This is a genomic window from Amycolatopsis cihanbeyliensis, assembly GCF_006715045.1.
Classification (GTDB): domain Bacteria; phylum Actinomycetota; class Actinomycetes; order Mycobacteriales; family Pseudonocardiaceae; genus Amycolatopsis; species Amycolatopsis cihanbeyliensis.
On the sequence record NZ_VFML01000001.1, the window covers coordinates 2205066 to 2231591 of the forward strand.

The window sequence follows — 26526 nt, forward strand, 5'->3', positions numbered from 1 at the left end:
CGTCTCAACGTCAGATGCGCATAGCGAACACGTCAACGGCGCACGGCGCAACCGGCCACACCGGATCGTCGGCAAGTCGTGTCGCAGCACAGCGGTGCCACGCCCGGTCCTGCCGTCGGTCCGCCGGGGCCATGCCGGGACACCGCCGACCCGTGCGGCCGGGCTCGGCGGGCACGGCTGGCTTAGTCTGGAGGGTGTGCCCCACCAGGGGGACAGCCAGCCGAAACACCCGGCCAACGTTACCGCACAGTAGCGATGACGGCGGCCGAGTTTACGACGACGATGACAGGCGAAGCACAGCCCAGCACGCCGCCATCGGCACCGGCGACCGCACAAACCAGGCAAGATGGCTACAATCGGCGAGGAGATCCCTTGGCCCCGCAGAACAACGGCGCCTCCGGCCAGGAGGCCCCGGCCCGTGTCCGCGTCATCCGTGACGGCTTGGCCGCGCACCTGCCCGACATCGACCCGGAGGAGACGTCCGAGTGGCTGGACTCCTTCGACGCCGCGCTGGCCCGCGGCGGGCAGCAACGGGCCCGGTATCTGATGTTGAGGGTCCTCGAGCGCGCCCGTGAACGCAACATCGGCGTACCGCCGCTGACCGCCACCGACTACGTGAACACGATCCCGACCGAGAACGAACCGTGGTTCCCCGGTGACGAGGAGATCGAGCGCCGCTACCGCGCGTACATCCGGTGGAACGCGGCGGTCATGGTGCACCGCGCGCAGCGTCCCGGGGTCGGTGTCGGTGGCCACATCTCCACCTACGCCTCCTCGGCCGCACTCTACGAGGTCGGGTTCAACCACTTCTTCCGCGGCAAGGACCACTCCGGCGGTGGTGACCACATCTTCGTGCAGGGGCACGCCTCCCCCGGCATCTACGCCCGCGCCTACCTCGAGGGCAGGCTGAGCGCCGACCAGCTGGACGGGTTCCGGCAGGAGTACTCGCACGCCGGCGAGGGCGGCGGGCTGCCGTCCTATCCGCATCCCAGGTTGATGCCGAACTTCTGGGAGTACCCGACCGTGTCCATGGGGCTGGGCCCGATGAACGCGATCTTCCAGGCCCGGTTCAACCGCTACCTGCGCGACCGCGGCATCAAGGACACCAGCGACCAGCACGTATGGGCGTTCCTCGGGGACGGCGAGATGGACGAGCCGGAGTCGCGCGGCCTGATCCACGTCGCCGCGGGCGAGGGCCTGGACAACCTCACTTTCGTGATCAACTGCAACCTGCAGCGGCTGGACGGTCCCGTCCGCGGCAACGGCAAGATCATCCAGGAGCTGGAGGCCTACTTCCGCGGCGCGGGCTGGAACGTCATCAAGGTCATCTGGGGCCGCGAGTGGGACGCCCTGCTGCACGGGGACCGGGACGGCGCGCTGGTGAACCTGATGAACACCACGCCGGACGGTGACTTCCAGACCTACAAGGCCAACGACGGCGCCTACGTCCGTGAGCACTTCTTCGGCCGCGACCCGCGCACCAAGGAGCTGGTCAAGGAGCTCTCCGACGCCGACATCTGGAACCTCAAGCGCGGCGGGCACGACTACCGCAAGGTCTACGCCGCCTACAAGGCCGCGCTGGAGCACCACGGCCAGCCGACCGTGATCCTGGCGCACACCATCAAGGGCTACGGCCTCGGCCCGGCGTTCGAGGGCCGCAACGCCACCCACCAGATGAAGAAACTCACCCTGGACGACCTCAAGCTGTTCCGGGACGCCCAGCGCATCCCGATCAGCGACGAGGAACTGGAGCGCGACCCGAAGCTGCCGCCGTACTACCACCCCGGTGAGAGCTCGCCGGAGATCGAGTACCTGCTCAGCCGCAGGCGCACCCTGGGCGGGTACCTGCCCGAGCGCAGGCCCAAGGCCAAGCCGCTGGTGCTGCCGGGAGACAAGGTGTACGACTCGGTGCGCAAGGGCTCCGGCAAGCAGGAGGTCGCCACCACCATGGCCTTCGTGCGGCTGGTGCGCGAGCTGGCCAAGGACGCCGAGATCGGCAACCGGATCGTGCCGATCATCCCGGACGAGGCCCGTACCTTCGGGCTGGACTCGATGTTCCCCACGGCCAAGATCTACAACCCGCACGGGCAGAGCTACACCTCGGTGGACGCCCAGCTGATGCTGGCCTACAAGGAGTCCGAGCGGGGGCAGCTGCTGCACGAGGGCATCAACGAGGCCGGGTCGACCGCCTCGTTCACCGCGATCGGCACCTCCTACGCCACGCACGGCGAGCCGATGATCCCGATCTACATCTTCTACTCGATGTTCGGGTTCCAGCGCACCGGCGACGGGCTGTACGCGGCGGCCGACCAGATGGCCCGTGGGTTCGTGCTCGGCGCCACCGCGGGCCGCACCACGCTGACCGGTGAGGGCCTGCAGCACGCCGACGGTCATTCGATCCTGCTGTCCGCGACCAACCCGGCCACGGTGACCTACGACCCTGCGTGGTCCTTCGAGATCGCGCACATCGTGCGGGACGGCCTGCGCCGGATGTACGGCGAGGGCGGGCCGGACGGCTGCGGCGAGAACGTCTTCTACTACATCACCGTCTACAACGAGCCGTACCAGCAGCCTGCCGAACCGGAGGACCTGGACGTGGACGGGCTGCTGCGCGGGCTCTACCGGTACGTGGCCGCCCCGGAGGGCACGGGGCCCGAGGCGCAGATCCTGGTCTCCGGGGTCACCATGCCGGACGCGCTGCGGGCGCGGCAGCTACTCGCCGAGCAGTGGGGCGTGCGTACCGCGGTCTGGTCGGCCACCTCGTGGACCGAACTACGGCGGGAGGCCGTCGAGGTGGACCGGGACAACATGCTCTACCCGGCCAGCGAGCCGAGGGTGCCGTACGTGACCGCGGCACTCCGCGAGGTGGCGGGCCCGGTGGTGGCGGTGTCGGACTGGATGCGTGCGGTACCGGACCTGATCCGGCCGTGGGTGCCCACCGACATGCTCACCCTTGGCACGGACGGCTTCGGCTTCTCCGACACCCGGCCCGCCGCGCGGCGACACTTCCTCGTCGACGCGGAGTCGATCGCGGTCGGCGTGCTGCGCGCGCTGGCCAAGCGTGGCGAGATCGACCAGGCGAAGGTGGTGGAGGCCGCCCGCGAGTACCGCATCGACGACGTGTCGGCCGCGGGGCCGCAGACCTCCGACTCCGGAGTCGCCTGACCGCACACTCGCCTGATCGGACAGTCACAGCAGAGGGAGCTGAGATGACCAAGCGGCGGGTGCCGCGGCCGGCTGAGCTGGCACAGATCCTGCGTCCGAAGCCGATCGTGCTGAACCCGACCGACCGCAGGCTCGCGGCGGCACACACGATCGGCGACCTGCGCATGATCGCCCGCAAGCGAAGTCCCCGCGCGGTCTTCGACTACACCGACGGCGCGGCCGAGCTCGAGGACAGCCTGCGCCGGGCCCGGCAGGCTTTCCGCGGCGTGGAGTTCCATCCCAACGTGCTACGCGGGGTGGCCGAGGTGGACACCTCGACCGAGATCCTCGGTGCGCGGTCCGAGCTGCCGTTCGCCTTCGCGCCGACCGGGTTCACCCGGCTGATGAACCACGAGGGCGAGCGCGCGGTGGCCAGGGTGGCGCAGCGGGAGGGCATCCCGTTCGCGCTGTCCACGATGGGCACCACCTCGATCGAGGACGTGGCCACGGCGGCACCGGACGCCCGCAAGTGGTTCCAGCTCTACGTGTGGCGGGACCGCGCGGCAGGCAAGGAGCTGATGGACCGCGCCTGGGAGGCCGGATTCGACACGCTCCTGCTGACCGTGGACACCCCGGTGGGCGGGGCCCGGATGCGGGACGCGCGCAACGGGCTGAGCATCCCGCCCGCACTCACCCTGCGGACCGTGCTGGATGGCGCGACCCGCCCGGCGTGGTGGTTCAACCTGCTCACCACCGAACCGCTCACCTTCGCCTCGCTCACCTCCTGGGGTGGCACGGTGGCCGAGCTGATCAACAAGATGTTCGACCCCACGCTGAACTTCGACACCCTGGGCTGGGTGCGGGAGAGCTGGCCGGGCAAGCTGGTGGTCAAGGGCATCCAGAACGCCGAGGACGCCGCGGACGTGGTCGAGCACGGCGCCGAGGCGGTGTTGGTCTCCAACCACGGCGGGCGCCAGCTGGACCGCGCGCCGACCCCGCTGGAGCTGCTGCCGCCCGTGCTGGACGCGGTACGCGGCGAGGCCGAGGTCTGGCTGGACACCGGCATCCTCTCCGGCGGCGACATCGTGGCGGCAAAGGCGATGGGCGCGGACGCCTGCCTGGTCGGCAGGGCTTTCCTGTACGGGCTGATGGCGGGTGGTGAGCGCGGCGTGCAGCGCACCGTGGACATCCTGCGCGGCGAGATCGTGCGCACGATGCAACTGCTCGGGGTGCGTCGGATCGCCGACCTGCGGCCCGGCCACGCCACCCTGCGATAGCCGGGGACAAGCGAAACGCCGGTCGGGTGAGCTGTTCTCACCCGACCGGCGTTTTCGTGCGGTAGCTCAGCGGTCGGCCGGCGGGATACCGGACGGCGGGGTCGGAGTGTCCGGCGGCACGGTGCCGCTGGTTCGCCCGCTGTCGTTGGCGTTGCCGTCACCCTTGCCGAACTGCCCCTGCAGGTTCTGCAGCCAGTCGCCCCAGCGCTCCTGCGCGGGTTTGATCAGACCACCACCGAATCCCACGACGATCACGCCACCGATGGTGGCCAGCACCGTCACCAGCACCGGCGTGGTGACGGTGGTGGCGATGTTGATCTGGTTCAGAGCCGCGATGATCCCGATCGCGGTGATCAGCCAGTAGGCGATCGTGCCGAGCAGCCGGCCCGCCGGTCGAGTGGCCAGCGCCCCGGTCACCAGGTCGCGGACGACCTTGGCGATAGCCGCCGCCACGATGATCAGCACGATCGCGACGACGATCCGGGGGAGGAAGGCAATGACGTCGTTCAGCAACCGGCTGACCGGATTGCTCTGCCCGAATACGCCGAAGGCGAGCTGCAGCGCGATCAACAGAATGAAGTAGTACACCAGCTTAACAATGATGCCGGTGGCGTCCACATTCGATTGACGGAGCGTCCCGGAGAGGCCGGTCTTGTCGATCAGCTTCCCGAAGCCGAGCTTGCCAAGGACCATGGACAAGGCCTTGGAAATGGCCTTGGCGATGAGCCAACCGATGAGCAGGATAATAAGAAAACCGATGAGTTTCGGGACGAAGGTCGCGACCAGGCTCCATGCCTGCCCCAACCCGTCCTTGAGCTGCTCGCCCACAATCTCCTCCTTCGCCCGAGACAATTCAGTTGTGGGGGAGATCGTTGACCAACACTCGTTACACAGCAACTCGAGATGTCCACGAATGGGTGAGACCGCTGGCGTTCGATGATCTATACGGTCCATAGTGGATCTACCGGTGGGGACCGGGGAGAAGAGACCGCCCGACGCAGCGGGAACCGCGGCGCGTCGGGCGGTCTCTCGTTCGGGTCGGCCGAACGCGTTCGGAGCGGCCGGACGTACGATCGACGGCGTCATGAACGAATCCAGCTCCGACCGGACCGGCCGCGGGCGGCACGGCCTTTCCGCCACGACACTGCGCGAGCTCGAGCGTGCCTCCGGCAGGCTCGCCCAGGCCAGCGTCGCCGCGATGGAAGAACGCCTGCCGTGGTTCAACCGGATGCCCGCCGAGCAGCGCGCCGGGGTGCTGCTGCTGACCCAGGCCGGTGCGGCGGGGTTCGTCGACTGGCTACGGGACTCCAAGGAGGCGCTCAAACTCACCACCGACGCCTTCCGCGGCGCCCCCCAGGAGTTGTCCCGCTGGCTGAGCCTGCGCCAGACCGTGGGCCTCGTGCGGCTCGCCATCGAGGTCTTCGAGGAGCAGTTGCCCGAGCTGGCGGCCGACGAGGCGGAGCGGGCTGCGCTGATCGAGGGCATCCTGCGGTACGGCAGGGAGATCGCCTTCGCCGCCGCCAACTCCTACGCCGCGGCCGCCGAGTCCCGCGGCGCCTGGGACGCCAGGCTGGAGGCGCTGGTCGTGGACGGGATCGTGCGCGGCGAGACCGAGGAATCGGTGCTGTCCAGGGCGGCGGCACTCGGCTGGGATCCGGCGGCGAACGCCACGGTCCTGGTCGGCAACCCACCCTCGGACGACCCGCCAACGGTGGTGTTCGAGGTGCGCAGCAGGGCGGCCAGGATCGGCAGGCCGGTACTGCTCGGGGTGCAGGGCTCGCGACTGGTCATCGTGATCGCCGGACCGCCCGCGGACGGCAACCGCGGCGCCGACATCCTCACCGGCATGTCGCTGGCCTTCGCCGAGGGTCCTGTGGTCGCGGGACCGACGGTGGACAGCCTCGCCGAGGCGCACCACAGCGCGGCCGAGGCGCTGTCCGGCCTGCGCGCGGTCGTCGGCTGGCCGGCCGCGCCCCGGCCGGTGCGCTCCATCGACCTGCTGCCCGAGCGGGCACTGGCCGGGGATGCCGAGGCCGAGCGCCTGCTCATCGCGGACATCGCGAAGCCGCTGGAGGAGGAAGCCGGACCCGCGCTGCTGGAAACCGTGCAGACCTACCTGGAGAGCGGCGGCGTGCTGGAAACCTGCGCGCGGACCTTGTTCGTGCACCCGAACACCGTGCGCTACCGGCTGCGCAAGGCCGCCGATCTCACCGGGCGGGATGCCACCGACCCGCGGGACGCGCTGGTGCTGCGGATCGCGCTGACCGTCGGGAGGCTCGCCAGGGCCCGCGGGCTGTGGTAGCGAACACCCTCCCGCTAGGGTGATGATAGTCACCGAAACTACCCGAACCCGACAACGCTGACCTGGACTGCTCGTTCATCTGCTGGACACTTTTGGAGGGTTTCTACAATATCCCCGGGTGGACTTGGTGACCGTCGACATCCCGCCGCGGACGGCCGACCGTGTTCCCTATAGGGGTGACCGCCCTCCTCGCTCCCGGACAGGGGTCCCAGGCCCCAGGAATGTTCACCCCCTGGCTCGACTCCGAGCACGCGCGCGGGCTCGTCCAGCAGTGGTCCGAGCGCTCGGGGCTCGACCTGCTGCACCTCGGCACCGAGGCGCAGGCCGAGGAGATCCAGGACACGGCGATCGCCCAACCCCTGATCGTGGCGCTGTCCCTGCTCGCTTTCGACCGGCTGCGCCGGGATGTCGGCCCGCCCGAGGACACCCCGGTCGCCGGGCACTCGGTGGGCGAACTGGCCGCCGCCGCGATCGCCGGGGTGCTGTCCGCGGAGGACGCCGTGGCACTGGCCGCGATGCGTGGCGCGGAGATGGCCAGGGCCTGCGCCGCCGAGCGCACCGGGATGGCGGCCGTGATGCTCGGGGAGCCGGACCGGGTCGTGGCCTGGCTGGCCGAGCACGGGTTGACCGCGGCCAACCAGAACGGCGCGGGGCAGATCGTCGCTTCCGGCGCCACCGAGCGGATCGAGCGGATCGTCGCGGAGCCGCTGGAGGGCACCAAGGTCAGGGCACTGAAGGTCGCCGGGGCCTTCCACACCGCTTACATGGCCCCCGCCGAGGAGGCGATGCGGGCCCACGCCGCCGACATCACCCCCGGCGAGCCGACGAGGCCGCTGCTGTCCAACGCGGACGGGACCGTGGTGACCAGCGGCGCCGAGTACCTCGACCGGCTGGTGCGGCAGATCACCAGGCCGGTGCGCTGGGACCTCACCATGCACGGGTTGGTCTCGCTCGGCGTCACGGGCACGGTGGAACTACCCCCCGCGGGCACGCTGACCGGCCTGGTGAAGCGTGAGCTCAAGGGCAAGGTCGACACCATTATCGCGCTGAAGACGCCCGACAACCTGGCCGCGCTGGCCGGCCCGGACTCGACGCAGGAGACCGCGCAATGACCGACCGGCCCGCATTGCGGCTCAAGCAAGGACCGCCCGCAAGCCGCGTGCTCGGGATCGGTAGCACGCAGCCCGACCAGGTCGTGACCAACGACGACCTCTCGAAGATCATGGACACCACCGACGAGTGGATCCAGGAGCGGGTCGGCATCATCGAGCGCCGGTTCGCCGACAAGGACGAGCTGCTGGTGGACATGGCGGTGACCGCGGGCGCGCGGGCGGTCGCCGACGCGGGCATCGAACCGTCCGATGTAGACACAGTGATCCTGCCGAACTGCACGATGCTCTCGCCGATCCCGAACGCCGCCGCACAGGTCGCCGACCGGATCGGGGTGAAGGCGGCGGGCGCCTTCGACATCAACGCCGCCTGCGCGGGCTTCTGCTACGGCCTCGCGGTGGCCTCGGATCTGATCCGGGCCGGCTCGTCCAAGCGGGTGCTGGTGATCGGCGCGGAGAAGCTGACCGACGTGGTGGACCCGGTGGACCGGGCGAACGCGATCATCTTCGCCGACGGGGCGGGCGCCGCGGTGGTGGGCCCCGCGGAGGAGCCCGGTATCGGCCCGGTCTGCTGGGGCAGCGCGGGCGACCTCGTCGACGCGATCTACATGCGCGAGCACCGCTACATCTATCAGGAGGGCCAGTCGGTCTTCCGGTGGGCGACCACCCGGATCGCGCCGATCGCCATGGAAGCGCTCGAGATCGCCGGTCTCCAGCCATCCGATGTGGATGTGCTCATCCCGCACCAGGCGAACCTGCGTATCGTCGAGGCCATCGCCAAACGGTTGCGTGCCAAGGGCGCCAGGGACGACATGGTGGTCGCCGACGACATCAAGTACTCGGGCAACACCTCCTCCGCCTCGATCCCGATGGCGCTGGACCACATGCGCGAGGCCGGGACCGCACGCAGCGGTGACGTGGTGTTGATGGTCGGCTTCGGGGCCGGCCTCTCCTACGCCGGGCAGGCGATCGTCTGCCCGTGACTCAGACTCCCTGGTGCAGGGTGTGCGCTCCGGGGTGACAGGAAGAAACAGAAAGGGACCGAAGCAGTGGCTGACAAAGAAGAGATCCTGTCCGGACTCGCCGAGATCGTCGAGGAGGTCGCCGGTGTGGCCCAGGACGATGTGAGCACCGAGAAGTCCTTCGTGGACGACCTGGACATCGACTCGCTGTCCATGGTGGAAATCGCCGTGCAGGCCGAGGACAAGTTCGGGGTGAAGATCCCGGACGACGAGCTGGCCAACCTGAAGACCGTCGGCGACGCGGTGGACTACGTGCTCGCCAACGCCAAGTAACAGCACTACACCTCGGGGAGACTCCGATATGAGCAACAACGACGTCGTCATCACCGGGCTCGGCGCGACCACGCCGCTCGGCGGGGACGTCGCGTCCACATGGGACGGTCTGCTTGCAGGGCGCAGCGGTGTGGCGGCCCTCGAAGAGGACTGGGTCGAGCGGTACGACCTTCCGGTCAAGATCGCGGCCAAGCTCGAGGTGGAGCCGACCGAGGTGTTGCCAAGGGTCCAGGCACGCCGCCTGGATCGCTGCGAGCAGGTGGCGATGATCGCGGCTCGGCAGGCGTGGGCCGACGCCGGCCTCGGCGAGGACGGCGTCGAACCCGAGCGTCTCGCGGTGGTGATCGGCACCGGGATCGGCGGTGCGCACACCCTGCTCGACCAGGACGACCTGCTCGAGACCAAGGGCATCCGCAAGGTCTCGCCGCTGACCGTGCCGATGCTGATGCCGAACGGCCCGGCCGCGCACGTCGGCCTGGAACTCAAGGCACGCGCGGGGGTGCACGCGCCGGTCTCCGCCTGCGCCTCCGGTGCCGAGGCGATCGCCTGGGCGTGGCGCATGCTGCGCAACGGCGAGGCTGACGTGATCGTGGCCGGTGGCGCCGAGTCGGCGATCGCGGCGATCACCATGGCCGGGTTCGCGCAGGCCCGCACCATGAGCACCCGCAACGACGAGCCGCAGCGGGCCTCCCGGCCGTGGGACGTCGACCGGGACGGGTTCGTGCTCGGCGAGGGCTCCGGGATCATGGTGCTGGAGCGCGGCGAGTACGCGAAAGCCCGGGGCGCCGCGGTGTACGGCAGGCTGGCCGGTATCGGCACCAGCGCGGATTCCTACCACATCACCGGGCCCGACCCGGAGGGCGTCGGGCAGACCAGGGCCATCTCGGTGGCCGTCCGGTCCGCGGGGCTGGAGCCGGAGGACATCGGCCATGTCAACGCGCACGCCACCTCCACCCCCGTCGGCGATGTCGGCGAGACGGTGGCGATCCGCAAGGCCCTCGGCGAGCACCCGGTGCTGACCGCTCCCAAGGGCGCGCTCGGTCACCTGCTCGGCGCGGCGGGCGCGGTCGAGGCGATCGCCACCGTGCTCTCCATCCGGGACGGGATCATCCCGCCAACGCTCAACCTCGAGGAGCAGGATCCCGGGGTGGTTCAGGATGTCGTCGCGGGCGAGCCGCGCAAGCTCGACCTGACCGCGGCGGTCTGCGACTCGTTCGGCTTCGGCGGCCACAACGTCGCACTGACCTTCGTGCCCGCCTGAACGTACGGGAAGCGGGTCAACACTTCCCGTACTCCGGCGTGCTCCCCGCCGGCACCGAGTCGATCTTCCACGAACCACCTTCGACCGTCATCGGCAACGTGAGGTGCCAACGGATACACGGCTCGGGGAGGTCGGCGGGGGCATCGACCGGATCCTGCGTGCTGGTCAGTCCGACCAGCACCCGCAACGAGCCGTCCGGCACCGTCTCGACCCGGTGGACGAGCACGCTGCCGTCCTCGGTCGAGCGGTACTGGAAGCGCCACTGGGACTCGGTGCGCTCCTGCACCCGGTCCCTGGTGACGGTCGTGGTCCAGGCCGCGTAGTTCCCCTGGTTGATGGCGTCCACGTAGGTCTGCAACACCTGGCGGACCGACTCGTTCTCCGGATGGGCCGCCGCCCCCGGCGTCAACTCGACCTGCGAAGGGCCGGGTTGCTGCTCCGGCGGCAGCGAGGTGGTCGTCGGCAGCACGCCTTCCGTGTCCTCGTTCCGGTCGGGCAGCTTGTACAGCTCCCGGGCCAGCAGCCCGCCGCCGACGGTCAACGAGACGACCACGATCAGGACGGGCACCAACCACCGCGGGCGGGCACGCGGGGTACGGGAGCCAGTCACGGCGGCCAGGGTAGTGCCCGCTCAGCCGACCTGATGCAACCAGGTGACCGGGGCTCCGTCCCCGGCGTGCCGGAACGGCTCGAGCGCCTCGTCCCAGTTGGCTCCGAGCAGTTCGTCCAGCTTGTGCGCGAGTTGCTCGCCCGCCCTGCACTTGGCCACCAGCGTACGCAACTGGTCCTCGCCGACGACGATATCGCCGTTCGCGCTGGTGCGGCCGTGCCACAACCCCAGCCCCGGGGCATAGCAAAACCGCTCGCCGTCCACGCCCTGGCTCGGCTCCTCGGCTACCTCGAACCGAACCATCGGCCACGCCTTGAGCGCGGACGCGAGCTTGCCGCCGGTGCCCGCCGGACCCCGCCAGCCACATTCGGCACGCAGCTGCCCGGGGGCGGCCGGCTGGGCCGTCCAACGCAACTCAACTCGGCCACCAAGGGTGCCCGAGATAGCCCACTCGACGTGCGGACATACCGCAGACGGCGACGAGTGGACGTACACCACGCCACGGGTGTTACCACGGGTGCTCACTGCTGACCTCCGCTACTCGACGAGGGGCGTCTTCCCCTACGACCTCGCGAGCGACGGTGACAACCACACGTGGCGACTCCGCGTACATTGTGCACCTCAGGCGTGCCTTTTGGCCACATGAACCTCAGAAGTATCAGCGGAGTTCGCTGAATGACAACCCACAGTGACCGAGCCGCGGCCCCGCGCTGGCTCACGGTCACCGACCCGGCACAAGTTAGCACTGCCGGTCCGGATCGCGAAGGCGACGCGGCGGGTCGCGACTCCGGTCAGGCGGGCCCGGCGCCGAGCAGGGTGGCGGCCGCCACCACATCGGCAAGGCCGGCGCCCTTGTCGAAGCTGGAGGTGTAGGCGCCCGCCCGCTGGTACGGCGCCCCGTCGCGGTACTTGTGCGCCGTCGCCTTGAGCGCGTGCTCGATCTCCCCCGGGGTGGCGCCCGGACCGGCCTGGAACAGCTGCGCCACGATGCCGGTGATCTGCGGTGCCGCCATGGAGGTGCCGCTGATCACGTTGTACGTGCCGAGATCGAGCAGGCCGGGACCGTTCTTCGGTTGCAGCCCCTGGGTACAGATCAGCAGGTAGAGCCGGCAGGAGGAGACGATGTTCTCCCCCGGCGCGGAGATGTCCGGCCAGCTCCGCCGGTCGGTGGCAAGGCCGCGGGAGGAGAACGCGGACACGGTGCCGTCCCTGGTTCCGGAGCCCGCGTCGTTGTAGGAGGCCACGGACAGCACACCGGGTGTCGGGTCCTGGCCGGGCGGGTTGGACAGGTTCGCCGAGCCGTCACCGCCGTCGTTGCCGTTGGCCCACACCGTGACCACGCCCTCGGCGGCCAGCGCGCGCTGCAGCTTCACGGTGGCCGAGTTCGGGTCGAAGTCGCCGCCGCCGCTGGGGCCGTAGGAGTTGTTCACCACCTTGATCGGCGGGCAGGTACTCGCCGGCACGCCCGGTCCGCACGGCGCCTCGTGGTTCTCCAGCACCCAGTTCAGCGCGGCGTCGGTGCCGAGCACGACCAGCGCGGCCCCGGTGGAGATCGACACGATCTTCGAGCCCGGTGCCGACCCGCCCACCGCGGTACCGTCACCCAGCCGGTACGGGCTGCCGGCCGCGATGCCGGTGACATGCGTGCCGTGCCCACCGACCGAAAGCGTGTCGGTGTCCAGGAAGTCCGGCACCCGCAGGATGCAGCCGGTCCCGGTGCCCTGCAGGCAGAGGCTCTTCATGTTGCGCACCACCCGGCTGGAGCCGTCCGGCTCGCGGAAGGCGGGGTGCGTCGGGTCCACCCCGGTGTCGATCACCGCGACGGAGACTCCCCTGCCGTCCAGCGGGTTGCCGTCCGCTCCGGTGAGTGCGGCCCGCGCGGCGGCGCTGCGGGTCGCCCCGGTGCCGCTGCTGGCGAAGGTCCGCAGTGGGTCGTTGTGCTCGACGTACACCACACCCTCCGCGTCGCGGACCGAGCCGACCTGGTCGGCGGTTCCGCTGGCGGCCACCACGCCGATCCGGTCGAAGCCGGTGAGCCTGCTCAGCCCGGCCTCCCGCACGGCTCGATCCGCCGCCGCGAGGTCCGTGCCGTGTACCAGGACGGTCATCCGGTCGGCACCGGACGCCGCGGACAGCACGGCGTCCAGGGTGTCCGAGACCGGGGCGAGGAGGTCGGCACCCGCGGGCGCCGCGGTGAGCTGGGGCAGGGCGAGGGCCGCTGCCGCGATCGTCGCGGCGTACCGCAGCCTGCCGGGTGTTGCGCGCATTGAGGACTCCCTTGTCCGTTGCCCCCCGGCGTCTACTGGCGGGTAACCCTAAGGTGTTCCGGATCACTGTCAACCCCGTACGTTCCGCTCACCGGCAAGGCGGGAGCCCACTCCACCGTGTGAGTCCCATGCGGGTGGACCTCGTACGCGCGCTAGCCTCTCCCTGACGGCGACCGATGGGGAGGTACGGCAGGTGCGGCTCATTCGCCTCGCGCCACAGCCAGCCACGGTCGCCGAGGACATCCGGGCGGCGCTGGCGTCCCTCGGTCACGGCACGGGGGTGACCGGCGGGCTGGCCCTGGCCGGGGTCCGGCCACCGGAGCACAGCACCACCCTCGACGCGCTGGTCATCACCCCGAGGGGCGTGCTCATCGTGATCGGCGTCGACCTTCCGGACCCGGCCATGCGGCTGGAGGCACCGCTACGCGGGCAGTGGAAGTCGGACGGCTGGCCGCTGGTGCGGGGCGGGGACGCGGTGAACCCGGCGACCGAACCGCTCGCCACGGCCACGCGCGTCGCCGCGCGGATCCGGTCCGTGCAGGGCGATCTCACGGTAGGCACAATCCTGGCGGTCGGGCCGTTCGTGCAGGCCGTCGATCAGCCTGCCACCGACCTGACCGGCGACGTCCGCGTCGTCCATCCGACCGCGACGAGCATGCTCGCCGCCGTGGCCTCGCTCGCCACCGGCACGAACCCGATGTCCACCGGGCAGGTGCGGGCGCTGCTGCGGGCGCTCGCGCCCGGTGCCCCGGAAGTGCGCGAGCACGAGCTGCGCGCCGAGGGCTTCGTCGAGGCCCAACCGCCGGTACCGGCCGAACCCACCGGGCAACCGGTATCCACGCCGGTGGCACCCGCCGGCGCACCACCGGGCCCGACCGCGGCACCACCCGGGCCGCGCCCGGTCGCCCCATCCCGGAAACCGGCTGTGCGCTGGCTGCCCATCACGGCCATCGCGCTGCTGCTCGGCCTGCTGGTGACGGCCATCGTGCTGGCGGCGTCCGGGAAGGAGCCGACCGCCGAGCAACCGCCGCCGAGCAACCCGACCCCGGCACCACACACCGTGGACGGCATCGACTTCGTGACCGTGGCGGCGACGGGCGAACCGGACTGCGCCCCGCACGCCACCGGGGACGTGCAGGCCAGGCTGTCCGAAACCGGGTGCGCAGGGCTGCGCAGGGGTAGCTTCACCGCGTCCGTGGAGGGCGGGAAGGCCGCCGTGTCGATCGCCGTCCTCCGTTTCGCCGAGCCGGAACGCGCGAGCGAACTGCGGAAGCTCTCCGACACCCCGGGCAGTGGCGCGATCCTCGATCTGGGCACGGCGAGCGACCGGTGGCCACAGCCGGCCCCGGACTTCGCGGGGTCGGCGTACGTGAGCCGGACCGAGGGGGCCACCCTGCGGCTGGTGCAGGTGAGCTGGATCGGCCGACCGTCCACGCCGGACGACCCCACGCTGGTCCGGACCGCGACCACGGCGCTCACCGTCCCGTTACCGGGGTAGCACAGGGCCGGACCCAGCGTAGCCGGACCGCGACCACAGACTGTCCATATCGGACAGATGTGCCCCGCAACCGATTCCGACCTCGAGGCGGTATCCTCACCAGGAACCGGAAAGTCGGCGATGCCGGGCAGTGAAGCCTTCGCCGCGCCGGCTACCCGGAGAATCCGATCGAGCGCGGGGAGGTCTTCATGGCCCAGAACACGGCGGTCCATGTGCTGGACGATCTCACCGGCGAGCCTGCCGCCGAATCGGTGCGGTTCGCCCTGGACGGGATCGACTATGAAATAGACCTGGCCGCGGACAATGCCGCCGACCTTCGCGACATGCTCGAGCGCTATGTTACGCGCGGGCGTCGCACCGGCGGGAGAAAGAGTACGCGACGGGTGAACCGGAAGGCTGCCACCTCGAAGGCTGCCACGCCGAAAGCCGCGGCCAAGAAGACGACGACCAGGAAAGAACCGGCGAAGAAAGCAGCGGCCACTACAGCGAAAACCACCAAAGAAAGCGCGAAATCCCGCACCAAGAAACCGGCCGCGACGAAGTCCGGAAGCGGGTCGAAGACCGCGGCGAAAGCGTCATCGACCAAGACAGCGTCGACCAGGACGACCGCCAGGAAGCCGGCCGCTTCGAAGTCGGCCAAGGCCGAGCCCAAGCAAAGCACCGGGAAGACGAGCGCGACACGGAAGTCGACTTCGAAACAGGCCACCCCCGCTTCGAAGTCCGGTTCGAAGACGGCCACCAAGGCCGCGTCGAAAGCGAAGACGACCCCGAGGGCGACCAGCAAGGTCCCCCCGGTCCTGTTCTCCGCCCCCGACTGACGCATGCGAACGGCCAACTCGCCTACCGGAACGGCAAACTCGCCTACGTGAGCGGCAAACTCGGTCAAGCGCCGAGTTTGCCGTCTGGGTAGGCGAGTTTGCTATCCATGTAGGCGAGTTGGCCGTTCTACAGGGCTTTCAGTTCCTCGACGATCCCGCCGATCGAGGATTTCGCGTCGCCGAACAGCATGCTCGTCTTGGGATCGAAGAAAAGGTCGTTATCGATACCGGCGAAACCGGATCCCATCGATCGTTTCAGTACGATCACCGAGCGGCTGGAGTTCACCTTGAGGATCGGCATCCCGTAGATGGGTGAGGAGGGGTCGGTCTCGGCTGCGGGATTGGTCACATCGTTGGCACCGATCACCAGCGTGACATCGGTGTGGCCGAACTCCGAGTTGCTCTCGTCCATCTCCTTGAGCTGCGCGTAGGGCACATCGGCCTCGGCGAGCAACACGTTCATGTGCCCCGGCATCCGGCCCGCGACCGGGTGGATCGCGTAGGAGACCGCGATGCCCTTGCCCTCGAGTATCTCGGCCATCTCGCGAACCGCGTGCTGCGCCTGCGCGACGGCCATCCCGTACCCGGGCACCACCGCGACCTTCCCGGCGTAGGCGAGCTGGATCGCGGTATCCGCCGCGCTCGTGCTGCGCACCGACCGATCGACGTCGGGCCGGTCGCTCGCGGCCGCGGCGCCACCACCGAACCCGCCCCCGACGATCGCCGGGATCGATCGGTTCATCGCCTTGGCCATCAGGTTGGTCAGGATCGAACCCGAGGCACCCACGATCATGCCCGCCACGATCAGCGCCGTGTTGTCCAGCGCGAGACCCATGGCGGCGGCCGAGAGTCCGGTGAGCGCGTTGAGCAGGGAAATCACCACGGGCATGTCGGCGCCGCCGATCGGCAGCACCACCATCACCCCGAAGGCGGCCGCGGCCACCAGCACCCCGATGATCAGCCACTCGGACTGGCCACCCGCGGCGATCACCACGGAACACACCACGGCGGCGAGCAGCACCACCACGTTCAGCGGCTGCTGCAACCGTCCCACGGTGATCGGCTTGGTCGGCAGAATCTCCTGCAACTTGCCGAAGGCGACGTTGGAGCCCCAGAACGACACCGAACCGACGATGACCGCGAACAGGGAGGCGATCGCCACGTGGACGGGCTCGTGCGTGTAGCCGTCCGTGGTGCGGAACTCCACCCAGCCGATGATCGCCACCGTGCCACCGCCGACACCGTTGAACAGCGCCACCATCTGCGGCATCGCGGTCATCTTCACCTTGCGCGCCGCCGGTACGCCGATCACGGTGCCGAGCAGGACGCCGAGCGCGATCAGCAGCCAGTTGCTCATCCCCGGCATCAACAGGGTGGCCACGATCGCGATACCCATCCCGACGGCGGCGATCCAGTTGCCGCGCACCGCGGTCCGCGGGCCGGTCATCCCCATCAAGCCGTAGATGAACATCGCGAAGGCGATGATGTAGAGCACGCCGACGAAACTCTCGCTCTGCAGCCAGCTCATCGGCGCTCCCCGTTCGTACCCTGCTGTGCCCTGGCGCCGGGCTTCTCCTTGAACATGCCGAGCATCCGGTCGGTGACCAGGAACCCGCCGACGACGTTGATGGTCCCGAACACGATCGCGACCACCAGGAGCACCTTGTTCAGCACTCCCTCGGCCCCCTGCCCGAGCACGATCAACGCGCCGAGCAGGACGATGCCGTGGATGGCGTTGGTCCCGGACATCAGTGGCGTGTGCAAGGTGTTCGGCACCTTGGAGATCACCACGAAACCGACGAATCCGGCGAGCACCAGGATCGCCAGGCTCTGTACCAGCATCAATCCGCCTTTTCCTCGCCACCGGCGACGCACGCGCCAGCGACGATCTCGTCGGAGAAGTCGAGCGACAACCTGCCCTCGGAGTCCACGAAGAGTTCGAGTAGTTCGGTGAGGTTCCTGGCGTACAGCTCGCTGGCGTGCGCGGGCATCTCCGCGGGCAGGTTCAGCGGCGAGCAGATCGTCACGTTCTCCGCCACGATGTCCTCGCCGGGCTCGGTCAGCTCGCAGTTGCCACCCGCCTCGCCCGCCATGTCCACGATCACGCTGCCCGGCCGCATCCCGCGTACCGCCTCGGCGGTGACCAGTGTGGGCGCCTTGCGCCCGGGGACCAGCGCGGTGGTGATCACGGCATCGAACCCGGTGGTCGCCTCGGTGAGCCTGCGCTGCTGCTCGGCGCGTTCCTCCTCGGACAGCTCGCGGGCGTACCCGCCCTCGCCGACGGCCTCGATGCCGAGGTCCAGCCACTGCGCACCCACCGAGCGCACCTGCTCGGCGACCTCGGGGCGGACGTCGTAGCCGGTGGGCTGGGCGCCGAGCCGCTTGGCCGTGGCCAGTGCCTGCAGCCCCGCCACGCCCGCGCCCAGCACCAGCACCTTGGCCGGCGGAACGGTGCCCGCCGCGGTGGTGAGCATCGGGAAGAAACGCGGGAGGCGCTGGGCGGCGAGTAGCACCGCCCGGTAGCCGGCCACGCTGCTCTGCGAGGACAGCGCGTCCATGGCCTGCGCACGGGAGATCCGCGGGATGGACTCGACGGCGAAGGCCGTGACCCCCGCATCCGCCAGCTCCCCCAACCCATCCACATTGGACAGCGGGGAGAGGAAACCGATCAGGATCTTGCCCGCACCGAGCTTGCCGACCTCCGCCGATGTCGGTGGCGCGACCTTGAGCACGGCATCGGCGTCCCATGCGTCCCCGATCCGCGCCCCCGCTTGCTCGAACAGCTCGTCCGGCAACGCGGCCGCCGCGCCGGCACCAGGCTCGACCACGATCGACAGGCCGCGTCTGACCAGCCGCTCGACCAGTTTCGGGACCAGTGCGACCCGGGTCTCGCCCGGCTTCGACTCTTTCACCACGCCGACGGTGAGCGGCTGGGTTTCCACCACTGCGAGACCTCCACGGGAGAGCACTCTCGATCACAGTAGGTCTACCATGCGCACTGCCCCGAGCGGCACCACCCTATGGCGAACTCCTCCAATTCGGCACCCCGAGAACGATCAAGCGGAGGCGTTTCTGTGCCGTCCGGACGATCTGCTCGTCGGTTTCCTCGTCCCTGGGTACGGCCTCGATCAGCTCCTCGACACTGGCCTGCATCGCGGTGATGATCAGGTCGGCTATCAGATGCAGGTCCTCGGTGCTCCACTCGCGCAGGTACTCGAACCGGGCCAGATCCACCGCGAGCTCGCTGGCGAACAGCCGTAGCTCGGTACCGACGGCGCGCCGGACCACCTCAGGGCCGCCGTAGCGCTCCCTGATCAGGAACCGGAAGTGGGCCTCGTGTGCCCGCACGTGCTCGTGCAGGGTGTGCACCGAGGCGCGGATGATGTCCTGGTAGGTCTGCGGATCGCGGCGGGCCGACCGGATCATCCTGCGCAGGGTGCGGATCGACTCCTCGACCAGCGCCACCCCGAGTTCGTCGAGGGACGCGAAGTGCCGGTAGAACGCCGTCGGCACGACGCCGGCCCGCTTGGTCACCTCACGCAGGCTCACGGTGGCGAACCCACGGTCGGCGACCAGCTCGAATGCCGCCTTCAGCAGCGCCTGGCGGGTGCGCTGCTTGCGCTCCTGCCTGCTCGCGGGCTCGGTGGGCATACCGGAAACCCTACGGTCCCCGGTGGCTGTATTCCGCGTCACACGCACACCCCCTCGAGTTGACAGCCGTTCCCGCCCTGCACTGAACTGTTCAGTGTACATACGTTCACTGAATCGGAGCGGAAGATGGCGGTGCAGGTTCCCCGGCTGGTCCCCCGCGGCGCCCGCCGCAGAGCGCGGTCGCTCGCCTCGCTCGCCGAGGCGTTGCTGACCCCGCACGGGATGGACCGCTACCTCGAGCTCGTCGACCCGATGTTGGTGCGCAGGGAGATCCGCGGGGTGGTGACCGGGGTACGGCGGCAGACGCCGGACACCGTGACCCTCACGGTCCGGCCGAGCAGGGCCTGGCGCGGGTTCAGCGCGGGGCAGTACGTGCGGGTGTCGGTGGACATCGACGGCGTGCGGCGCACCCGGTGCTACTCGCCGACCTGCTCCGAACACGGCGGGCAGCTCGAGCTCACCGTGAAGGCGCAGGAGAACGGGCTGGTCTCGGGCCACCTGCACCGGCATGCCGCACCGGGCATGGTGCTCGGGCTCTCCCAGCCGGACGGCGAGTTCACCCTGCCGGCGCGGCGCCCGGAGAAGATCCTGCTGGTCAGCGGCGGCAGCGGGATCACCCCGGTGCTGTCCATGCTGCGCACGCTGGTGGACGAGGGACACCCCGGCGAGGTCGTGTTCCTGCACTACGCGAACACCGCGGCGGACGTGCTCTACCGCACCGAACTGGCCGAGCTCGCCCGGCGGCTCCCCGGCCTGCGGGTGGTGCTGGCCCACACCCACAGTGGCGGCGGCGACCTGCACGGCTTCTTCGAACGGGCGCACCTGCACCGGGTGGCGCCCTGGTACCACACGGCACAGACCTACCTGTGCGGCCCGTTGCCGCTGATGGACTCGGTACGCGCCACGTTCGAAGCCGATGGTTTGAGTGAACAACTGAACACCGAAGAGTTCACGCCGCCGCCGGTGCCAGCCGATGGCGGGGCCACGGGCCAGGTTCGGTTCGCGCGCAGCGGCAGGGAGACCGCCAACTCCGGCAAGCCGCTGCTGGACCAGGCCGAGGACGCCGGCCTGCGACCCGAGCACGGCTGCCGGATGGGGATCTGCTTCTCCTGCACGAAGCTGAAGACCTCCGGCTGCGTGCGCAACGCGCGCACCGGCGAGCTCTCCGCCGAGGACAACGTCGAAATCCAGTTGTGCATCTCGATCCCGGTCGGGGACGTCGAGATCCAAACCTAAGGAGTCACACCATGACCGGACTGCAGGATCGCCTCACACCCGAGCAGGTGGAGGAGTTCGGCCGAGAGGTGGACGAGCTGCGCCAGCGGATCGTCTCCGACCTCGGCAAGGAGGATGTCGACTACATCCAGAACATGATCAGGACACAACGCGCCCTCGAGGTCGTCGGCCGTGGGCTGCTGTTCGCCGGGTTCTTCCCGCCGGCCTGGATCGCCGGGGTCGGCGCGCTGTCGCTGTCCAAGATCCTGGACAACATGGAGATCGGGCACAACGTGATGCACGGCCAGTACGACTGGACCCGCATCCCGGAACTGAGCTCGCAGCGGTTCGAGTGGGACACGCTGGCGCCGGCGGAGAACTGGCGCCACTCGCACAACTACGTGCACCACACCTACACCAACGTGCTGGACAAGGACCGGGACATCGGTTACGGCATCCTGCGGATGGACGAGGGCCAGAAATGGCACCCGTACTACCTCGGCAACCCGGTGTACGCGACCCTGCTCGCGATCTTCTTCCAGTGGGGCGTGATGCTGCACGACCTCGAGGTGGAGAAGGTCGTCAAGGGCGAGCGCAAGGTCTCCGAGCTCAAGGACGTGCGGGCGCGGATCCTGCGCAAGGCCGGCAGGCAACTCGGCAAGGACTACCTGCTGTTCCCGCTGCTGACCGGGCCGCTGGCGCCGCTGACCTTCCTCGGCAACGCGACCGCGAACCTGACCCGCAACCTGTGGGCGTTCGCGATCATCTTCTGCGGGCACTTCCCAGCCGATGTGGAGAGCTTCACCGAGGAGGAGACCGAGAGCGAGACCCGCGGCCAGTGGTACCTGCGGCAGATCCTCGGTTCGGCGAACATCGAGGGCGGCAAGCTGTTCCACATCCTGTCCGGCAACCTCTCGCACCAGATCGAGCACCACCTGTTCCCGGACATCCCGGCCCGCCGCTACCCGGGGATCGCCGGTGAGGTCAGGGCGATCTGCGAGAAGTACGGCCTGCCGTACCACACCGGCCCGCTGCGCAAGCAGCTCGCCTCGGTGGCGAAGAAGATCGTCAAACTCGCCCTTCCGGGTGGCCGCACCGAGCCGAGCCCTGCGCCGGAGCCCGCTACCGTGAGGCGGGAACGGGAACTCACGGCGGCGTAGGGACGGATCATGGTAGGTCGGTTCGAGACCGGTAAGGACACGGTGCAGGAGCTCACCGAGTCGGCGGCGACGCATCTCGGCAACATCGCGACCATCGTCACCGGCGCGGTCCGCGATGTCGCGCGGGAGACCGGTGACTGGCTCACCGACCTGATCGAGATGCGGGAGGCCGCGCGGCGCGCCGAGGCCGACCAGTACCAGGCCCGGGACGAGGACGAGGACGAGGACGAGGACTAACCTACTCACAAGTAGGTTATCCTGGCCCGGTGACGAGCGCTTACCCGAAGCTGCTGGAGCCGCTTGACCTCGGCTACACCACCCTGCGCAACCGGGTGGTGATGGGGTCCATGCACACCGGGCTCGAGGACCGTGCCAAGGACGTCGACCGGCTCGCCGCCTACTTCGCCGAACGCGCCCGCGGCGGCGTCGGCCTGGCGATCACCGGCGGCTACGCGCCGAACCGGGAGGGCTGGCTGCTGCCCTTCGCGGCCTCGCTCACCACGCGCGCCCAGGCCGGCGCGCACCGCGGGATCACCTCGGCGGTGCACGCCGAGGGCGGCAGGATCGCGCTGCAGATCCTGCACGCGGGCCGGTACGCCTACCACCCGCTGAGCGTGTCGGCCTCCGCGGTGAAGTCGCCGATCACACCGTTCCGGCCGCGGGCGCTGAGCGGCCGCGGTGTGCACAGGACCATCGACGCCTTCGTCCGCTGCGCGGTGCTGGCCCGCGAGGCGGGCTACGACGGCGTGGAGGTGATGGGCTCCGAGGGATACCTCATCAACCAGTTCCTCGCCGAACGGACCAACCGGCGCCGGGACGAGTGGGGCGGCTCCTGGCAGGCCAGGATGCGGCTGCCGGTGGAGATAGTCCGCCGGATGCGCGCGGCGGTCGGGCCGGACTTCGTCATCTGCTACCGGCTTTCCCTGCTCGACCTGGTGCCGGGTGGGCAGAGCTGGGACGAGGTGGTGGAGTTGGCCCTGGCCGTGCAGCAGGCCGGTGCCACGCTGATCAACAGTGGGATCGGCTGGCACGAGGCGCGGGTGCCGACCATCGTCACCTCGGTACCGAGAGCGGGGTTCACCGACCTGACCGGCAGGCTGCGACCACACCTGGACATCCCGGTCATCGCCTCGAACCGGATCAACATGCCGGACGTCGCCGAGGGAGTACTGGAGCGCGGCGAGGCGGACCTGGTGTCGATGGCCCGGCCGCTGCTCGCGGACCCGGACTGGGTGGTCAAGAGCGAGCAGGACCGTGCCGGGGAGATCAACACCTGCATCGCCTGCAACCAGGCCTGCCTGGACCACGTGTTCCGGCACAAGACCGCGACCTGCCTGGTCAATCCGCGGGCAGCGCACGAGACCGAACTGGTGCTCGGCCCCGCGGCCCGGGCGCGCAGCATCGCGGTGGTCGGCGCGGGGCCCGCCGGGCTGGCCGCGGCCACCACGCTGGCGCGGCGCGGGCACCGGGTCACCGTGTTCGAGTCGGCGGCCGAGATCGGCGGGCAGTTCAACCTGGCCAAGCGGATTCCCGGCAAGGAGGAGTTCCACGAGACCATCCGGTACTTCTCCCGGCAACTGGAGCTGCTCGGGGTGCGGTTGCGGCTGAACACCCGCGCCCACGCCGCGGACCTGCGCGAGGGTTACGACGAGGTCTTGCTGGCCACCGGGGTCAGCCCGCGGGTACCCGGGATACCGGGGATCGACCACCCGCGCGTACTGTCCTATGTGGACGTACTCGGTGGCGCGGAGGTGGGCGGCAGCGTCGCGGTGATCGGCGCGGGTGGTATCGGGTTCGACGTGTGCGAGTTCCTCACCCACACCGACAGCCCTGCGCTCGACGTGCGGGCGTGGCGGACCGAGTGGGGCGTCGGCGATCCCGCACGGGCCAGGGCCGGGGTCGATGGCCTGAGCCGTCAGGTCGCCCCCTCTCCACGACGGGTCTACCTGCTACAACGCAAGAACAGCAAGATGGGCGCCGGCCTCGGCAAGACCTCCGGCTGGGTGCATCGCAGCACGCTGAAGGGCAAGCGGGTGGAGATGCTCACCGGCGTCGGCTACCGGCGGATCGACGACGAGGGGCTGCACCTGACGATCGGCAAGGACGCGGAGCGGGTGCTCGCCGTGGACAACGTGGTGGTCTGCGCCGGGCAGGAGCCGCTGCGCGAGCTGGCGGACGGGCTGCGCGAGTCCGGGGTGTCCACCCATCTGATCGGGGGTGCCGATGTGGCCGCGGAGCTGGACGCCAAGCGCGCCATCGACCAGGCCACCAGGCTGGCGGCGAGGCTGTAACCCCGACAGCCTCGACAGCCTCAACAGCCCCGACCATCTTTCCGGCTAACCGGATGGGCGCCGGGGTGCGGGAGGGGGCACGCTTCATCCGATGAGCACGGTCGATCTCCCACCTGCCCGCACGCTGCTGCGGCGGTTCCTGCTGGCCCCGGTGCGCCGCCGGGCCTGGGCCGAACTGGGCTGGGTGGCCATCGGGGTGCCGCTGGCCACGCTCTGCCTGCTGCTCGTGCTGGTGGGACTGGTGGCCGGCTTCGCACTCACCCTCGCGTTCCTGGGCCTGCTGCTGGCGCCGGGCGCGCTGTACCTGGCGCGCCGCTTCGGCGGGATGCATCGCGTGTTGGCGGGGCCACTGCTCGGGCTGCGTGTTCCGGCCCCGCCGCTGCGCCCGATGGAGCCGGGGCTGGGCAACTGGATCAGGGCACGGCTGGCGGAGCCCGCGAGCTGGCGGGCGGTGGCGTACCTGCTGCTCCGGCTGCCGCTCGCGGTGATCGAGCTGGTGCTGCTGGCGAGTGTGCTGGTGTTCGGGTTCGCGGCGTTCACCTACCCGATCTGGTGGTTCCCGCTGGACGGGGAGCTGATGCCGGTCTACGACATCCACACCGAGTCCTGGGGCCTCTCGCTGGCGTACGGCGCGCTCGGGGCACTGGTGCTGCTGGTGGTGCCCTGGCTGCTGCACGGGCTGACCGGGGTGGACCGGCTGCTGGTGCGCGGGTTGCTCGGCCCGGTCACGCTGTCCGAACGCATTCGCGATCTGGAGCGGAGCCGGGCGAGCGCGGTGGAGGACGCCACGGACACGCTGCGCCGGATCGAGCGGGACCTGCACGACGGCGCCCAGGCGCGGCTGGCGGCACTGGCGATGAAACTGGGGGTGGCCAAGGACGAGCTGGCAGCCGAGCCGGTGGACCTCGAGCAGGTACGCGAGCTGGTGTCCGCGGCACACGGCGGCGCGAAGCAGGCGCTGTCCGAACTGCGTGACCTCGCCCGCGGGATCCGGCCGGCCGGGTTGGAAGCCGGGCTGCGGGTCGCGCTGTCCACGCTGGCCGCGCACAGTGCACTCACGGTGCGCGTGGACGTCGCGTTGCCGGAGCGTCCCTCCCCCGCCCTCGAGACCATCCTCTACTTCAGCGCGGCCGAGTTGCTGGCCAACGCCACCAAGCATTCCGGCGCATCCACCGTGGACATCGAGGTAGGGCCGAACGGCGATACCCTGCTGCTCGAGGTCACCGACTACGGCGAGGGCGGTGCGTCCGTGCGCCGGGGTGGCGGGCTGGCCGGCCTGCGCGAGCGGGCCGGGACGGTGGACGGGTGGTTGACGGTGCTCAGCCCACGGGGTGGGCCGACGGTGGTCCGGGTCGAGTTGCCGGCAGGGAGATAAGAGGCAGGCATGCGGGTTGTGGTGGCGGAGGACTCCGCGATACTACGCGAGGGACTGGTCGAGTTGCTGACCCTGCGCGGGCACGAGGTGGTCGCCGCGGTGCGCGACGGCGACCGGCTGCGCGTCGCGGTCGATGAGCACCGGCCGGATGTGTCCATTGTGGATATCCGAATGCCGCCGACACACACGGACGAGGGGTTGCGGGCCGCCATCGCGCTGCGCGCGGACCACCCCGGGACCGCGATACTGCTGTTCTCCCAGTACATCGAGACGACCTACGCCGCCGAGTTGCTCGCCGACCGCAACGGCGGCGTCGGCTACCTGCTGAAGGACCGGGTGGCGGAGGTCTCCGACTTCCTGGACGCGCTGCGCAGGGTGGCGGCGGGCGAGACCGTGCTGGATCCCGAGGTGGTCAGCCAGCTACTCGGGTCGACCCGGCGGGTGGACGCGCTCGCCGAGCTGACCGCCCGCGAGCGCGAGGTGCTGGCGCTGATGGCCGAGGGCCGGTCGAACACCGCGATCGCCGGCATGCTGTACCTCTCCCCCGGCTCGGTGGAGAAGTACGTGACCAGCCTGTTCGGCAAGCTCGGGTTGCCACCCTCGGACGCCGACAACCGCAGGGTGCTCGCGGTGCTGCGCTACCTTGACTCCTGAGGCGAGGGTCAGGGGGACGGATGCGCCGGTCGATGCTGCCGCTGCTCGGGATGCTGGCACTGCTCGCGACCGGGTGCTCGGCCGGGGATGGAACCCGGCCACCGAGGGTGCTGCCGGGGCAGATCGAGCCCGTCCTGCGCGACCGCCTGGATCCGCTGCTGTCCGGGTCCCGGCTCGCCGAGACCTCCGGGGCCCTCGACGAGGGTCTCGACTCCAGCACCCATCGGGTGGCCGCCCGGTTGACCGATGGTGCGGGTGGCAGCGGAACCGTGTCCGTGCGGGTGGACCACCCGGTGGTCACCAGGGCGGAGGCCGAGTGCGCCTACTGGATGGATCCCTGCTCCACGCACGAGTTCGCGGGCAGCACCGCGGTGCTGATCAACCGCTCCGGGCACGGGGCGCCTGCCGATCGCAGCATCATGTTGAGCGTGTACCGGGACTCCGACGACGCCATGCTGCTGGACCTCACCATCCGGCAGTCCACGGACGGGTCCCGCTTCTGCCAAGGCGGCCTGCCGCTGGCCGAGTTCCCGCTCTCCGCCCAGGACACACTGGCGCTCGCGGAGACGCTGGTCACCTAGCGTGCGCGATCGGGCGCC

General features: G+C 70.0%; 24 protein-coding genes and 1 pseudogene. 16 read left to right on the forward strand and 9 right to left on the reverse strand.

Annotation, left to right across the window (positions count from 1 at the left end; genetic code table 11):
* Positions 1–372: 372 nt before the first annotated feature.
* On the forward strand, positions 373–3165 hold the full coding sequence (gene aceE / locus FB471_RS09630; protein ID WP_141997029.1) for a pyruvate dehydrogenase (acetyl-transferring), homodimeric type: 2793 nt from the start codon (positions 373–375) through the stop codon (positions 3163–3165).
* A gap of 44 nt (positions 3166–3209) precedes the next feature.
* Positions 3210–4421: an alpha-hydroxy acid oxidase gene (locus FB471_RS09635; RefSeq protein ID WP_141997031.1), complete on the forward strand. Its 1212-nt coding sequence runs from the start codon at positions 3210–3212 to the stop codon at positions 4419–4421.
* 66 nt (positions 4422–4487) lie between these two features.
* On the opposite strand, the gene FB471_RS09640 is transcribed toward FB471_RS09635, so the two are convergent.
* The gene (locus FB471_RS09640; RefSeq protein ID WP_141997033.1) at positions 4488–5249 is read right to left on the reverse strand and encodes a mechanosensitive ion channel family protein; all 762 of its coding nucleotides are present in this window, start codon (positions 5247–5249) and stop codon (positions 4488–4490) included.
* 256 nt (positions 5250–5505) lie between these two features.
* On the opposite strand from FB471_RS09640, the gene FB471_RS09645 reads away from it, so the two are divergent.
* The 5 genes from FB471_RS09645 to FB471_RS09665 all read left to right on the forward strand — a co-directional run bounded on the left by FB471_RS09645 (position 5506) and on the right by FB471_RS09665 (position 10388).
* On the forward strand, positions 5506–6723 hold the full coding sequence (locus tag FB471_RS09645; RefSeq protein WP_141997035.1) for a PucR family transcriptional regulator: 1218 nt from the start codon (positions 5506–5508) through the stop codon (positions 6721–6723).
* A gap of 161 nt (positions 6724–6884) precedes the next feature.
* Positions 6885–7835, forward strand: a complete 951-nt coding sequence (locus FB471_RS09650; RefSeq protein WP_141997037.1) for an ACP S-malonyltransferase — start codon at positions 6885–6887, stop codon at positions 7833–7835.
* Positions 7832–8815, forward strand: coding sequence for a beta-ketoacyl-ACP synthase III (locus tag FB471_RS09655; RefSeq protein WP_141997039.1), 984 nt, complete (start codon positions 7832–7834; stop codon positions 8813–8815). The genes FB471_RS09650 and FB471_RS09655 overlap by 4 nt, the downstream gene beginning before the upstream one ends.
* A gap of 66 nt (positions 8816–8881) precedes the next feature.
* Positions 8882–9127, forward strand: coding sequence for an acyl carrier protein (locus FB471_RS09660; protein ID WP_141997041.1), 246 nt, complete (start codon positions 8882–8884; stop codon positions 9125–9127).
* A gap of 28 nt (positions 9128–9155) precedes the next feature.
* Complete coding sequence (locus FB471_RS09665) at positions 9156–10388, forward strand: beta-ketoacyl-[acyl-carrier-protein] synthase family protein (protein ID WP_141997043.1); 1233 nt, start codon at positions 9156–9158, stop codon at positions 10386–10388.
* Positions 10389–10404: 16 nt separating this feature from the next.
* Here FB471_RS09665 and FB471_RS09670 read toward each other — a convergent pair whose 3' ends face one another.
* From FB471_RS09670 to FB471_RS09680, 3 genes are all read right to left on the reverse strand, one after another.
* Positions 10405–10998 carry a hypothetical protein gene (locus tag FB471_RS09670; RefSeq protein ID WP_246076323.1) on the reverse strand — a complete coding sequence of 198 codons (594 nt, stop codon included), beginning with the start codon at positions 10996–10998 and terminating at the stop codon, positions 10405–10407.
* A 21-nt stretch (positions 10999–11019) separates the two neighbouring features.
* Complete coding sequence (locus FB471_RS09675) at positions 11020–11523, reverse strand: DUF3145 domain-containing protein (protein WP_141997044.1); 504 nt, start codon at positions 11521–11523, stop codon at positions 11020–11022.
* A 266-nt stretch (positions 11524–11789) separates the two neighbouring features.
* Positions 11790–13265 (reverse strand): S8 family peptidase, encoded by a 1476-nt coding sequence (locus tag FB471_RS09680; protein WP_141997046.1) that lies wholly within the window; start codon positions 13263–13265, stop codon positions 11790–11792.
* Positions 13266–13458: 193 nt separating this feature from the next.
* Between FB471_RS09680 and FB471_RS09685 the strand changes: the two genes are divergently transcribed.
* Positions 13459–14763, forward strand: a complete 1305-nt coding sequence (locus FB471_RS09685; RefSeq protein ID WP_141997048.1) for a hypothetical protein — start codon at positions 13459–13461, stop codon at positions 14761–14763.
* A gap of 188 nt (positions 14764–14951) precedes the next feature.
* Positions 14952–15065: pseudogene (locus FB471_RS35905) on the forward strand (Lsr2 dimerization domain-containing protein); the annotation flags it as partial.
* Positions 15066–15097: 32 nt separating this feature from the next.
* On the opposite strand, the gene FB471_RS35910 reads toward FB471_RS35905, so the two are convergent.
* From FB471_RS35910 to FB471_RS09710, 5 genes are all read right to left on the reverse strand, one after another.
* Positions 15098–15649: a hypothetical protein gene (locus FB471_RS35910; RefSeq protein WP_425457118.1), complete on the reverse strand. Its 552-nt coding sequence runs from the start codon at positions 15647–15649 to the stop codon at positions 15098–15100.
* Between the two features lie 59 nt (positions 15650–15708).
* Positions 15709–17109: an NAD(P)(+) transhydrogenase (Re/Si-specific) subunit beta gene (locus FB471_RS09695; RefSeq protein ID WP_141997052.1), complete on the reverse strand. Its 1401-nt coding sequence runs from the start codon at positions 17107–17109 to the stop codon at positions 15709–15711.
* Positions 17106–17423 (reverse strand): NAD(P) transhydrogenase subunit alpha part 2, encoded by a 318-nt coding sequence (locus tag FB471_RS09700; protein WP_141997054.1) that lies wholly within the window; start codon positions 17421–17423, stop codon positions 17106–17108. The genes FB471_RS09695 and FB471_RS09700 overlap by 4 nt, the downstream gene beginning before the upstream one ends.
* Entirely contained in the window at positions 17423–18526 is a 1104-nt protein-coding gene (locus FB471_RS09705) for a Re/Si-specific NAD(P)(+) transhydrogenase subunit alpha (protein WP_141997056.1), read from the reverse strand. The genes FB471_RS09700 and FB471_RS09705 overlap by 1 nt, the downstream gene beginning before the upstream one ends.
* Positions 18527–18599: 73 nt before the next feature.
* Positions 18600–19232, reverse strand: a complete 633-nt coding sequence (locus FB471_RS09710; protein WP_141997058.1) for a TetR family transcriptional regulator — start codon at positions 19230–19232, stop codon at positions 18600–18602.
* 126 nt (positions 19233–19358) lie between these two features.
* Here FB471_RS09710 and FB471_RS09715 point away from each other — a divergent pair, with 126 nt between their 5' ends.
* The 7 genes from FB471_RS09715 (at position 19359) to FB471_RS09745 (ending at position 26508) form a co-directional block, all read left to right on the forward strand.
* Complete coding sequence (locus FB471_RS09715; protein ID WP_141997060.1) at positions 19359–20468, forward strand: ferredoxin reductase; 1110 nt, start codon at positions 19359–19361, stop codon at positions 20466–20468.
* Positions 20469–20479: 11 nt separating this feature from the next.
* Positions 20480–21607, forward strand: a complete 1128-nt coding sequence (locus FB471_RS09720; protein ID WP_141997062.1) for a fatty acid desaturase family protein — start codon at positions 20480–20482, stop codon at positions 21605–21607.
* A gap of 9 nt (positions 21608–21616) precedes the next feature.
* On the forward strand, positions 21617–21844 hold the full coding sequence (locus FB471_RS09725) for a hypothetical protein (RefSeq protein ID WP_141997064.1): 228 nt from the start codon (positions 21617–21619) through the stop codon (positions 21842–21844).
* 29 nt (positions 21845–21873) lie between these two features.
* Positions 21874–23898, forward strand: coding sequence for an NADPH-dependent 2,4-dienoyl-CoA reductase (locus tag FB471_RS09730; protein WP_141997066.1), 2025 nt, complete (start codon positions 21874–21876; stop codon positions 23896–23898).
* Between the two features lie 91 nt (positions 23899–23989).
* Positions 23990–25273: a sensor histidine kinase gene (locus tag FB471_RS09735; protein ID WP_141997068.1), complete on the forward strand. Its 1284-nt coding sequence runs from the start codon at positions 23990–23992 to the stop codon at positions 25271–25273.
* Positions 25274–25282: 9 nt separating this feature from the next.
* Positions 25283–25927 (forward strand): response regulator transcription factor, encoded by a 645-nt coding sequence (locus tag FB471_RS09740; RefSeq protein ID WP_141997070.1) that lies wholly within the window; start codon positions 25283–25285, stop codon positions 25925–25927.
* A gap of 20 nt (positions 25928–25947) precedes the next feature.
* A complete protein-coding gene (locus FB471_RS09745) occupies positions 25948–26508 on the forward strand; it encodes a hypothetical protein (protein ID WP_141997072.1) in 561 nt (186 codons plus the stop codon).
* Positions 26509–26526: the final 18 nt, after the last annotated feature.